Source organism: Arthrobacter antioxidans, assembly GCF_023100725.1.
Lineage (GTDB): Bacteria > Actinomycetota > Actinomycetes > Actinomycetales > Micrococcaceae > Arthrobacter_D > Arthrobacter_D antioxidans.
Genome location: NZ_CP095501.1, coordinates 486896 through 500394, shown reverse-complemented (window position 1 = coordinate 500394; position 13499 = coordinate 486896). Strand labels below are relative to the sequence as shown.

The following is a 13499-nucleotide window of genomic DNA, read 5'->3' as shown; positions in this document are numbered from 1 at the left end:
GCATATGATCTTCACCCTCCCCATGGGTCACCGTCGGGGTCGGGGGGTTCCTGGTTGCCCGGGAACACCCGTGTTTTCTGGTGGGGGTGGGTGTGTGGTGTAAGTTATCGGCTTATTAGTACCGGTCAGCTTCGCAGGTCTTTCGTCCCTGCTTCCACATCCGGCCTATCAACCCAGTGGTCTGGCTGGGGGCCTCTCACACTCTAGGTGTATGGAAATCTCATCTTGAAGCAGGCTTCCCGCTTAGATGCTTTCAGCGGTTATCCCATCCGAACGTAGCTAATCAGCGGTGCACTTGGCAGTACAACTGACACACCAGAGGTTCGTCCGTCCCGGTCCTCTCGTACTAAGGACAGCCCTTCTCAAATTTCCTGCGCGCGCAGCGGATAGGGACCGAACTGTCTCACGACGTTCTAAACCCAGCTCGCGTACCGCTTTAATGGGCGAACAGCCCAACCCTTGGGACCTACTCCAGCCCCAGGATGCGACGAGCCGACATCGAGGTGCCAAACCATGCCGTCGATATGGACTCTTGGGCAAGATCAGCCTGTTATCCCCGAGGTACCTTTTATCCGTTGAGCGACGGCCATTCCACAATGTGCCGCCGGATCACTAGTCCCGACTTTCGTCCCTGCTTGAGATGTCTCTCTCACAGTCAAGCTCCCTTGTGCACTTACACTCGCCACCTGATTGCCAACCAGGCTGAGGGAACCTTTGGGCGCCTCCGTTACTTTTTAGGAGGCAACCGCCCCAGTTAAACTACCCATCAGGCACTGTCCCTGACCCGGATTACGGGCCGAAGTTAGATATCCAGAGTGACCAGAGTGGTATTTCAACGATGACTCCACGTGAACTGGCGTCCACGCTTCACAGTCTCCCACCTATCCTACACAAGCCACACCGAACACCAATACCAAACTATAGTGAAGGTCTCGGGGTCTTTCCGTCCTGCTGCGCGTAACGAGCATCTTTACTCGTACTGCAATTTCGCCGAGTTTATGGTTGAGACAGCGGGGAAGTCGTTACTCCATTCGTGCAGGTCGGAACTTACCCGACAAGGAATTTCGCTACCTTAGGATGGTTATAGTTACCACCGCCGTTTACTGGGGCTTAAATTCCCAGCTTCGTCCCACGCAAGCGTGAAACTAACCGGTCCTCTTAACCTTCCAGCACCGGGCAGGAGTCAGTCCGTATACATCGTCTTGCGACTTCGCACGGACCTGTGTTTTTAGTAAACAGTCGCTTCCCCCTGGTCTCTGCGGCCCTGATCCGCTCCGGCAAGCTAGTCGCCATCACGGTTGGGGCCCCCCTTCTCCCGAAGTTACGGGGGCATTTTGCCGAGTTCCTTAACCATAATTCTCTCGATCGCCTTAGTATTCTCTACCTGATCACCTGTGTCGGTTTGGGGTACGGGCGGCTAAAACCTCGCGCCGATGCTTTTCTCGGCAGCATAGGATCACCAAATTCCCCCATACGGGGGTCCCATCAGATCTCAGACTCGTGATCGAACACAAGGACGCGGATTTGCCTACGTCCTGCCCTACATCCTTAGACCGGGACAACCATCGCCCGGCTTGGCTACCTTCCTGCGTCACACCTGTTAATACGCTTACCTCCCGAGATCAGGTCCCGCGATCCACAAAAAACCACGTCACCACAAGGGTGGGCGGTCATGCTTCTGGCGGTTAGTATCCCTCGATCAGTATTGGCGGTTTTTCGCCGGTACGGGAATATCAACCCGTTGTCCATCGACTACGCCTGTCGGCCTCGCCTTAGGTCCCGACTTACCCAGGGCAGATTAGCTTGACCCTGGAACCCTTGATCATTCGGCGGACGGGTTTCTCACCCGTCTTTCGCTACTCATGCCTGCATTCTCACTCGTGTGGGCTCCACCGCTGGTTTACACCGCGACTTCACTGCCCACACGACGCTCCCCTACCCATCCACACCCCTGAACTCAGGAGAACAAGTCTCCGGCTTGGGATCTATGTGAATGCCACAACTTCGGCGGTGTACTTGAGCCCCGCTACATTGTCGGCGCGGAATCACTTGACCAGTGAGCTATTACGCACTCTTTCAAGGGTGGCTGCTTCTAAGCCAACCTCCTGGTTGTCTGGGCAACTCCACATCCTTTCCCACTTAGCACACGCTTAGGGGCCTTAGTTGGTGGTCTGGGCTGTTTCCCTCTCGACTATGAAGCTTATCCCCCACAGTCTCACTGCTGCGCTCTCACTTACCGGCATTCGGAGTTTGGCTGACGTCAGTAACCTTGTAGGGCCCATTAGCCATCCAGTAGCTCTACCTCCGGTAAGAAACACGCAACGCTGCACCTAAATGCATTTCGGGGAGAACCAGCTATCACGAAGTTTGATTGGCCTTTCACCCCTACCCACAGCTCATCCCCTCCATTTTCAACTGAAGTGGGTTCGGTCCTCCACGACGTCTTACCGTCGCTTCAACCTGGCCATGGGTAGATCACTTCGCTTCGGGTCTAGATCACGCCACTGCAACGCCCTATTCAGACTCGCTTTCGCTACGGCTTCCCCACACGGGTTAACCTCGCGACGTAACACTAACTCGCAGGCTCATTCTTCAAAAGGCACGCCGTCACAGAAACTAGGTCTGCTCCGACGGTTTGTAGGCACACGGTTTCAGGTACTATTTCACTCCCCTCCCGGGGTACTTTTCACCTTTCCCTCACGGTACTGGTCCGCTATCGGTCATCAGGGAGTATTTAGGCTTACCAGGTGGTCCTGGCAGATTCGCACGGGATTTCTCGGGCCCCGTGCTACTTGGGATCCTCTCCAAACGGCGTCACGCATTACGGTTACGGGACTTACACCCTCTCCGGCCGGGCTTTCAAACCCGTTCACCTATACGCACGCACTCATTTCACCAGTCCGGCAGAACTGGAACGGAAAGTCCCACAACCCCAGTGATGCAACGCCCGCCGGCTATCACACACCACTGGTTTAGCCTGATCCGCGTTCGCTCGCCACTACTGACGGAATCACTATTGTTTTCTCTTCCTGTGGGTACTGAGATGTTTCACTTCCCCACGTTCCCTCCACGTACCCTATGTGTTCAGATACGGGTCACCCGGTCACTCGCGCGCCGGGCGGGGTTTCCCCATTCGGACATCCTGGGATCAAAGTTCGGTTATCAACTCCCCCAGGCTTATCGCAGATTCCCACGTCCTTCTTCGGCTCCTGATGCCAAGGCATCCACCGTGTGCCCTTAAAAACTTGACCACTAAGATCAAAAACATATCGAGAAAACCAGGCCCGACCCGAAGATCGGAACCAGATTATTCTTAGAAATTGCTTCTTTTTAAGATGCTCGCGTCCACTATGCAGTTCTCAACCAACAACCCCAACACACCCCCACCCACCCCGAAACCGGGACCAGGCAGAGCATGCGCAGGAAAACCAGAAACAACGAACCCCACCCCCACACCGGCCACACCACCCCCCCACACCCGAACAGCACCCACAACAGGCACCCCCGGACACGAGGACAACAGCACAACCAACACAGAACATGAGGCCCTGTTATCTCAGGACCCAACAGTGTGCCAAACAGTAAAACCCGGTAACCCCCACCAACCCACGCTTTCCAGAACCCCGAAGGGAACGTACTCACCAGCCAGCAGGCACCACCAGGCACCTATCCATTGATATTCCACCCATGAGCACCCACCGCGGAACAAACGCCCGCGCTATGGGCTAACTCCTGCGAACCACACACCCACCACACAGGATGGGCCCATGAATCCGAGGCGCTCCTTAGAAAGGAGGTGATCCAGCCGCACCTTCCGGTACGGCTACCTTGTTACGACTTAGTCCCAATCGCCGGTCCCACCTTCGACGGCTCCCTCCCACAAGGGGTTAGGCCACCGGCTTCGGGTGTTACCAACTTTCGTGACTTGACGGGCGGTGTGTACAAGGCCCGGGAACGTATTCACCGCAGCGTTGCTGATCTGCGATTACTAGCGACTCCAACTTCATGAGGTCGAGTTGCAGACCTCAATCCGAACTGAGACCGGCTTTTTGGGATTAGCTCCACCTCACAGTATCGCAACCCTTTGTACCGGCCATTGTAGCATGCGTGAAGCCCAAGACATAAGGGGCATGATGATTTGACGTCGTCCCCACCTTCCTCCGAGTTGACCCCGGCAGTCTCCCATGAGTCCCCGGCATAACCCGCTGGCAACATGGAACGAGGGTTGCGCTCGTTGCGGGACTTAACCCAACATCTCACGACACGAGCTGACGACAACCATGCACCACCTGTAAACCGGCCACAAGTGGCTGACACATCTCTGCATCATTCCGGTTCATGTCAAGCCTTGGTAAGGTTCTTCGCGTTGCATCGAATTAATCCGCATGCTCCGCCGCTTGTGCGGGCCCCCGTCAATTCCTTTGAGTTTTAGCCTTGCGGCCGTACTCCCCAGGCGGGGCACTTAATGCGTTAGCTACGGCGCGGAAAACGTGGAATGTCCCCCACACCTAGTGCCCAACGTTTACGGCATGGACTACCAGGGTATCTAATCCTGTTCGCTCCCCATGCTTTCGCTCCTCAGCGTCAGTTACAGCCCAGAGACCTGCCTTCGCCATCGGTGTTCCTCCTGATATCTGCGCATTTCACCGCTACACCAGGAATTCCAGTCTCCCCTACTGCACTCTAGTCTGCCCGTACCCACCGCAGATCCGGAGTTAAGCCCCGGACTTTCACGGCAGACGCGACAAACCGCCTACGAGCTCTTTACGCCCAATAATTCCGGATAACGCTTGCGCCCTACGTATTACCGCGGCTGCTGGCACGTAGTTAGCCGGCGCTTCTTCTGCAGGTACCGTCACCAACCCAAAAGGCCGGCTTCTTCCCTACTGAAAGAGGTTTACAACCCGAAGGCCTTCATCCCTCACGCGGCGTCGCTGCATCAGGCTTGCGCCCATTGTGCAATATTCCCCACTGCTGCCTCCCGTAGGAGTCTGGGCCGTGTCTCAGTCCCAGTGTGGCCGGTCACCCTCTCAGGCCGGCTACCCGTCGTCGCCTTGGTAGGCCATTACCCCACCAACAAGCTGATAGGCCGCGAGTCCATCCAAAACCACAAAAGCTTTCCACCAACATGGCATGCGCCAGAAGGTCGTATCCAGTATTAGACCCGGTTTCCCAGGCTTATCCCAGAGTCAAGGGCAGGTTACTCACGTGTTACTCACCCGTTCGCCACTAATCCCCCCACAAGTGAGGTTCATCGTTCGACTTGCATGTGTTAAGCACGCCGCCAGCGTTCATCCTGAGCCAGGATCAAACTCTCCGTAAATGCATTACAGACACAACAATGACACCCGGGAAAACGGGCGACACCACTGCACAAAATTCGAAACCAGCCAAAAAAACCAGCCACCACACACAAAAATGCGCGACAACCAGCCAATTCAACCAATCAAAAAACAATCGGTATCAACAAACTTGGCACACTATTGAGTTCTCAAACAACAGGAACAACCGGCACCAAACACGACCAAACCATCATGTCCTCGCTCCGGAGCAACTTTCAAAGCTTACCCGCACCCACCCCGTAACCGCAAATCCGCCGATTCCCGTCGTTCCCGCTACCCGTTCCTGTCCGCGTGGACAGGAGGCGAATCCCGGTTCTGAGGTTGTCGGCCGACCAGATTACTTCGTCGGCGCGGATATAAACGATAGCACCGGCGGGGACCGGATGCAAAACAGCGGCGGACCCCAGGGGTCCGCCGCTGCCGTGTTGCTCGGGTGTCAGGAGGTGGTGGGCTTCAGGTACAGCACGCCGAGCGGTGGGACACGGACATCCCCGTAGGCGGGCTGGCCGTTGTGCGCACCCTCGCGGGCCGTGACGACCCCGGAGTTCCCGACGCCAGACCCACCGAACTCCTCCGAGTCGGTGTTGAGCACTTCGGTCCACTCCCCCGCCCAGGGGAGTCCCACCCGGAATCCCTCGTGCGGGCCGCCGGCGAAGTTCGCGATGCAGACGAGCGGGTTGCCCTGGTGGTCCCAGCGGATGAAGGACAGCGTGTTGTGCTCGCCGTCGTTCTCGTCGATCCACTGGAAGCCGGCCGGCTCGTTGTCACGCGCATACAGCGCCGGGGTCTCCCGGTACACGGCGTTCAGGGACCGGACGAGCTGCTGGACTCCCTTGTGGGACGGGGTATCCGTCAGCCACCAGTCGAGGCTGTGCTGCTCCGCCCACTCGGATTCCTGGGCGAACTCGGTCCCCATGAAGATCAGCTGCTTGCCCGGGTGCGCCCACTGGAACGCGAGGTATGCGCGGACGTTCGCGAGCTGCTGCCAGCGGTCGCCCGGCATCTTGCGCAGCAGGGAACCCTTGCCGTGCACGACCTCGTCGTGGCTGATGGGCAGCATGAAGTTCTCCGTGTAGGCGTACACCATGGAGAACGTTGCCTTGCCGTGGTGGTACATCCGGTTGATCGGTTCCTCGGCGATGTACTCGAGGGTGTCGTGCATCCAGCCCATGTTCCACTTGATGCCGAACCCGAGGCCACCGGCGCTGGTCGCCCGGGTGACGCCGTCGAACGCCGTCGATTCCTCGGCCACCATGACGATGCCCGGGGCCCTCTTGTAGGCGGTTGCGTTGACCTCCTGCAGGAAGGAGATGGCTTCGAGGTTCTCCTGGCCGCCGAACTTGTTCGGACGCCACTCGCCTTCCTCCCTCGAGTAGTTCAGGTACAGCATCGACGCGACGGCATCGACCCGGAGACCGTCGATGTGGAACTCCTCGAGCCAGTACAGGGCATTCGCGACGAGGAAGTTGCGCACCTCACGGCGACCGAAGTCGAAGATGAGCGTGCCCCAGTCCCGGTGTTCGCCGAGGAACGGGTCGCCGTGCTCGTACAGGGTTCCGCCGTCGAAGTTGGCCAGCGCCCACTCGTCCTTGGGGAAGTGCGCGGGGACCCAGTCCATGATGACGCCGATCCCGGCCTGGTGGAGCTTGTCGACGAGGTACTTGAAGTCGTCCGGCGAGCCGAAACGGGACGTCGGCGCGAAGTAGGAGGTGACCTGGTAGCCCCACGACCCGCCGAACGGGTGCTCGGCGACGGGCATGAGTTCCACGTGGGTGAAGCCCTGCCAGGAGACGTACTCCACGAGCTGCTCCGCCAGTTCCCGGTAGCCGAGCCCCTGGCGCCAGGAGCCCAGGTGCACTTCGTACACACTCATGGGCCCGTTGTGCGGATCGGTGGCCGCACGTGCCTGCATCCACTCGTCGTCGCCGAAGACGTAGGTCGACTCGACGACCTTGGAACCGGTGAGCGGCGGGATCTCGGTGCCCCGCGCCATCGGGTCGGCCTTCTGGCGCCACTGTCCGTCGTTGCCGAGGATCTCGAACTTGTAGCACGTGCCGGCGCCGGCCCCGGGGATGAAGATCTCCCAGATGCCCGTGCTGCCCAGCACGCGCATCGCGTTGACGCTGCCGTCCCAGCCGTTGAACTCGCCCATGACGCGGACCGCGCGGGCGTTCGGGGCCCAGACCGCGAAGGACACACCCTGGATGTCGCCGAGGACGGACGAGTACCGGCGGACGTGCGCGCCCAGCGCGGTCCACAGGGTCTCGTGCCGACCTTCACCGATGAGGTGCATGTCGATCTCGCCGAGGGTCGGCAGGAACCGGTACGGGTCGTCGACCGTGACGGGGTCGCCGTCGTAGACCACCTCGAGCCGGTAGTCGGGGACGTGGCCTGGGTTCTCGGCCGGCAGTGCGCCGACCCAGATGCCGTTGTGCTCGTGGGCCAGCTCCGTGCGGCCGGTTCCGGTGACGACGGCGACGGACCGGGCGAGGCGTCGCAGCGTGCGGATGGTGACGATGTCGTCGCTGTCCAGGTGCGCGCCGAGGACGGCGTGGGGCTGGTGGTAGGAGCCCTCCGAGACCTGCTGCAGGACGGACTGCTCGACCGCCACGGGCGTGGGGTCGGCAGCCGGGGCGGGAGATGAACCCTTCGCCTCCGTGGCCACGTCCTTCGCCTTGTCGGCGATCTCCGTCGTCGCGCTCTTCGCCTTGTCGGCTACCGCCTTGGCGGTCTCGGTCACGGCCTTCGCTGCCTTGCCCGCGAGGGTTTCCTTGCCTGCGCCCTTGGCGGGACCGGCCTTCTTGGGGGGATTCATGTCAGCTGCTTTCGTGGCGTCCGCACCGGGCTGTGCACCCAGCGCGCGTCGGACATCCCGGACGGGCATCTCGACCCAGTCCGGTCTGTTGCGGATCTCGTAGACGACTTCGTACAGGGCTTTGTCGAGCCAGAGTGCGCGGAAGAGCGGGCCGTCGGTGTCGACGGGCGTACCGGCTTCCTGCGCGTAGCCGGCGAGGAATGCTTCGCGGGCGGCGTCGGACCACCGCTCGGTCTCGGCCGCCGCGGGCGAACCCACTGGTGCGGCGCCACGGGACGCCGCCGCGTATTCGAGCGAGCGGACCATACCGACGACGTCGCGCAGCGGCACGTCAGGGACGCTCCGCTCGGCGGTGGGCCGAAGCGGCTCGCCCTCGAAGTCGATGACGAGCCAGGTGCCGTCCGGCGCCTGCAGGACCTGACCGAGGTGCAGGTCGGCGTGGATCCGCTGCAGGGGCGGGATGTCCGCGAGCGTCTCCACGGCGCGGATGACGCGCTCCACCTCCGCGCCGAGCGGTCCGACGGCGTCGCCGGCTTCCTCCCAGGCCCAGCGGATGCGCGCGGCGAGGGCTTCCTTGAAGCCCTTCTTCTCGGCGTCGGTCGCCGTGCGGTGCCCGAGGGCGACGTCGAGCTGCCGGTGGATCCTCGCGACGGCCTGCCCGAGTCCGCGGGCCTCCGTGGTGAAGTCGGCGGCAGTGGACGCGGCGAGGGACGCCGTGCGCCAGGCGTCGGTACTGCCCTCGACGAAGTCACGCAGCACGCTCACGTGCCCCGTGACCTGGTGGCCCGGTGCGGCGTCGGCGTGCTGCCACGTGCCGGTCACCCAGCTGAAGGTGTCCGGTGTGTCGGTGGAACCGCCTGCGGTGAGCTGGGCGCTGAGCTCCACATCGGGGCTGTCACCCGCGGCGAGCACCCGGAAGAACTTCACGATCATGGAGCCGGGCCCGGAACCGTAGATCACCGAGGTGTTCGACTGCTCGCCCTGCAGGACCTTGACGGGCTGGACGGTGCCGGGCTCCTGGTGGGCCGGCGCCTTGATGGCGACGCCGTTCAGGCGCCCGTCCGCCGTGCTGCCCGCATTGAGCATGAAGTCCACCCAGAGGCGCACGAAAGCGGCGTCGTGCGTCGCGTCGTAGGCCCATCGCCGCCCCAGTTCGGGGTGTTCCACCTCGCCGATCAGGCCGGATGCGTCGTCGAGCGGTTCGCTGCGGTAGCTGATCGGCACGCTGACGACGTCGGTGCGCCGTCCCGAGGCGATCGCGAGGAACTGTACCTCGAAGTTCGCCGCCCCCGTGGGGTCCTCGAGGACCGTCCCGCCGACGACCGTCAGCTCCACCGACTGTCCCCGTGCGGGGAACCATCGCTGGGTGGGGAGCCAGGCGGTGAGGATCTCGGGGATGAACGGTGTATGCCCCGCCATCATCGGATCCCTTCCGGGATGGGGATGACCGGGAGGGCCTGGGTGTTCGGGGAGGACGTGTTGGAGCTGGCGGAACGGACCCGGAGCCAGAAGAAGTCGTGGCTGCCGAGCGTCAGGGTGACCTCGCCGTCCTCGCCGAACGCAGGGAAGACCGAACCGCCGAAGAGGTCACGCAGGCCGCGGCCCGCGAACTCGGGGAGGCGCATCCTCGCCGCGACGGGGTGCTGCGAGAGGTTGAAGACGCACAGGACCGACTCCGCCTGCTCGCCCTCGGCGTTGCCCTCGTCGATCTCCCGGAGGAAGGCGAGCACGTGCTCGGACTCGACGGCCACATGGCGGTAGGAGCCGAGCCCGAACGCGGGGTGCGTCTTGCGCACCGCGAGCATCTGGCGCACCCAGTGGAGCAGGGAGCTCGAGCTGGCCATCTGGGCTTCGACGTTCACGTGGTTGTAGTGGTAGACGAGCGACTGCACGACCGGCAGGTACAGCTTGCCGGGATCCACCGGGGAGAAGCCCGCGTTGCGGTCCGGGTTCCACTGCATCGGCGTGCGCGACGCGTCGCGGTCCTCCAGCCAGATGTTGTCGCCCATGCCGATCTCGTCCCCGTAGTAGAGGAACGGGCTGCCCGGCAGGGACAGCAGGAGGGCGTGGATGAGCTCCACCTCGGCGCGTGAATTGTCCAGGAGCGGGGACAGGCGACGGCGGATACCGACGTTCGCGCGCATGCGCGGATCCGGTGCGTACCAGCCGAGCATGGCCTCGCGCTCCTCGCTGGTGACCATCTCGAGCGTCAGCTCGTCATGGTTGCGGAGGAAGGTGCCCCACTGCGCCCCGGCCGGGATGTCGGGCGTCTCCTTCATCGTCTCGATGATCGGCGCCGCCTTCTGGTCCCGCAGCGCGTAGAAGAGCCGCGGCATGATCGGGAAGTGGAACGCCATGTGGCACTCCGGTCCGTCGGCGTCGCCGAAGTACTCGACGACCTCGTCGGGCATCTGGTTCGCCTCGGCGATGATGACGCGGCCCGGGTAGGTCTCGTCGACCATCGCGCGCAGACGCTTGAGGAACTCGTGCGTCTTCGGCAGGTTCTCGCAGTTGGTGCCCTCCTCCTCGAACAGGTAGGGGATGGCGTCCGCGCGGAATCCGTCGATGCCCTGGTCCAGCCAGAACCTCACGACGTCGAAGATGGCTTCCTGCACCTTGGGGTTCTCGAAGTTGAGATCCGGCTGGTGGCTGAAGAAGCGGTGCCAGAAGAACTGCCGACGCACCGGGTCGAACGTCCAGTTGGACTCCTCGGTGTCGACGAAGATGATGCGCGCGTCCTCGTACTTCTCGTCGGTGTCGCTCCAGACGTAGAAGTCGCCGTACGGCCCCTCGGGGTCGCGCCGCGACTCCTGGAACCAGTGGTGCTGGTCCGAGGTGTGGTTCACGGGCAGGTCGATGATGACCCGGACGCCGCGGGCGTGCGCCTCGGCGACGAGCCGCTTGAAGTCGCTGAGGGAGCCGAACTCGTCGAGGACGTCGTAGTAGTCCGAGATGTCGTACCCGCCGTCCCGCAGCGGGGACTTGAAGAAGGGCGGCAGCCAGAGGCAGTCGACACCGAGCCACTGGAGGTAGTCCAGTTTCTCGATCAGACCGGACAGGTCACCGGAGCCGTCCCCGTTCGCATCGGCGAAACCGCGCACCAGAGCCTCGTAGAAGACCGCCTTGCGGTACCAGAGGGGGTCGTGGGCCAGTCCAGGTGCGTTGAGCTGGAAGGGGTTGGGCACTAGTGCTGCCTCCTGATTGAGAGAATGTGAGCCGGTTCCACGTGGGCGTCCAGCCGGACGTAGTTGTGTTCGCCCCATGCGAAGGTCTGTCCCGTGATGAGGTCGTCCACGAGGAACGTACCGCTCTCGTCGACATCTGCCGCATCGAGCCCCAGCTTCGCCAGGTCGAGCGACACGGTACTCTCCCGGATGCTGTGCGGATCGACGTTGACGACGACGATGATCGTGTCCTTGCCCTCCGCCGTCTGCTTGTGCTTGACGAAGACCAGCGTGGCCGGATCGGTGCTGCTGTGGATCGAGAGGTTCTCGAGGTCACCGAGCGCCGGGTGGGCACGCCGGATGGCATTGAGCCTCGTGATGAACGGGGCCAGCGAGCGGCCCTCGGCCTCGGCGGCGGCGTAGTCCCGCGGGCGGTACTGGAACTTCTCGTTGTCGATGTACTCCTCGGCCCCGGGCCGGGCCACGTGCTCGAAGAGCTCGTAGCCGGAGTAGACGCCCCACAGCGGGCTCGCCATGGAGGCGAGCACGGCCCTGATCTTGAAGGCGGCCGGGCCGCCGTACTGGAGGTACTCGGTCAGGATGTCCGGGGTGTTGACGAAGAAGTTGGGCCGGAAGTACGCCGGGGAGACCTGGCTGATCTCCGTGAAGTACTCCTCGAGCTCCGTCTTGGTGTTGCGCCACGTGAAGTAGGAGTAGGACTGCTGGAACCCGGCGCGGCCCAGGGCGTGCATCACGGGCGGGCGCGTGAAGGCCTCGGCGAGGAAGATGACGTCGGGGTGCTTCTTGTTCACCTTGGCGATGAGCCACTCCCAGAACTGCACGGGCTTGGTGTGCGGGTTGTCCACCCGGAAGATCTTCACGCCGTGCTGGACCCACATGAGGACGATCCGCAGGATCTCCTTCGCCAGGCCCTGGGGGTCGTTGTCGAAGTTGATGGGGTAGATGTCCTGGTACTTCTTCGGCGGGTTCTCCGCGTAGGCGATGGTGCCGTCGACGCGGGTGGTGAACCACTCGGGGTGCGACTGGACCCAGGGGTGGTCGGGTGCGGCCTGCAGCGCGAGGTCCAGGGCCACCTCGAGACCGAGTTCCCCGGCCCGTGCGACGAACGCGTCGAAGTCCTCGAAGGTGCCGAGGTCGGGGTGGATGGCGTCGTGGCCGCCGTCCGCGGATCCGATCGCCCACGGCGAGCCCGGGTCGCCGGGGGCGGCGGTGAGGGTGTTGTTCGGGCCCTTGCGGTGCGTGTGTCCGATCGGGTGGATCGGCGGGAGGTAGACGACGTCGAAGTTCATGGCGGCCACGGCGTCGAGGCGCTTGGCGGCCTCCCGGAACGTGCCGGAGGTCCACTGCGCCGTCTCGGGGTCGTAGGTGGCGCCTTCCGAGCGGGGGAAGAACTCGTACCAGGCAGCCCGCCCGGCGAGTTCCCGCTCGACGTCGATGGGGTACGCCCGGGACGCGGTGACCAGCGAGCGGAGGGGCTGGCGGGCGATCGCCTCGTGGATCTGTGGCGTCAGGCCGGCGGCGAGACGCTCGTCGACGGTCAGGGAAGCATCGGCGAGGGTGGCGGCGGTGCGGCGGAAGAGAGAAGCGTCGCGTGCGTTGCGCTCCGCTGCCGCGCGGGTGAAGAGAGCGGCGCCTTCCGCCAGCATCAGCTCGACGTCGACGCCGGCCGCGATCTTGATGGTCGCGTCGTGCTCCCACGTGCCGAAGAGGTCGGACCAGCCTTCGATGGTGAAGGTGTGCAGGCCCTTGGTGCGCGGGGTCAGGGTGCCGGCCCAGCGGTCCAGCCCCGAGCCGACCGGTGTCATGCGGATGCGCTGCACCTCCTTGCCCCGGGGGTCGTACAGGACCGCCGATACACCCAGCTGGTCGTGTCCTTCCCTGAAGACGGTGGCGCCCACGGCGATACCCGAGCCGGGAAGCGCCTTGGCAGGGAAGCGTCCGTCCTCGACGACGGGACTGACCGCGGTGATGGGAATGCGGCCGAACCGCAGTCCTTCGGGATAAGGGGCATTTCGGTTCTGGTCGGTAGTGGTGGTCACCCGTACGACGTTAGCGAGTAATGGCCTGAATTGCTAAGGGACCTTCGCGTAACATCCGCGCCGATAACACATCGAGCAGGTGTCCACGCGACGCTTCCGCCATACCGCTCGGCAAGTG

The 13499-nt window shown here is 62.9% G+C and carries 3 protein-coding genes and 2 rRNA genes; all 5 read right to left on the bottom strand.

Translation table 11 applies throughout. The features are described from left to right. Nucleotides 1–94: 94 nt before the first annotated feature. The 5 genes from MWM45_RS02400 to MWM45_RS02380 all read right to left on the bottom strand — a co-directional run bounded on the left by MWM45_RS02400 (nt 95) and on the right by MWM45_RS02380 (nt 13381). Nucleotides 95–3251: ribosomal RNA gene (locus MWM45_RS02400) — 23S ribosomal RNA — on the bottom strand. 538 nt (nt 3252–3789) lie between these two features. Further along, nucleotides 3790–5323 (bottom strand): 16S ribosomal RNA (locus MWM45_RS02395). The 16S and 23S rRNA genes sit together here, the layout of an rRNA operon. Before the next feature lie 455 nt (nt 5324–5778). Next, nucleotides 5779–9579: a 1,4-alpha-glucan branching protein GlgB gene (gene glgB / locus MWM45_RS02390; RefSeq protein ID WP_418909717.1), complete on the bottom strand. Its 3801-nt coding sequence runs from the start codon at nt 9577–9579 to the stop codon at nt 5779–5781. After that, nucleotides 9576–11342 (bottom strand): maltose alpha-D-glucosyltransferase, encoded by a 1767-nt coding sequence (treS, locus tag MWM45_RS02385; protein ID WP_247827972.1) that lies wholly within the window; start codon nt 11340–11342, stop codon nt 9576–9578. Before treS ends, glgB begins: the two co-directional genes overlap by 4 nt. Then, nucleotides 11342–13381 (bottom strand): alpha-1,4-glucan--maltose-1-phosphate maltosyltransferase, encoded by a 2040-nt coding sequence (locus MWM45_RS02380; RefSeq protein ID WP_247827971.1) that lies wholly within the window; start codon nt 13379–13381, stop codon nt 11342–11344. Before MWM45_RS02380 ends, treS begins: the two co-directional genes overlap by 1 nt. Between the last annotated feature and the right edge of the window lie 118 nt (nt 13382–13499).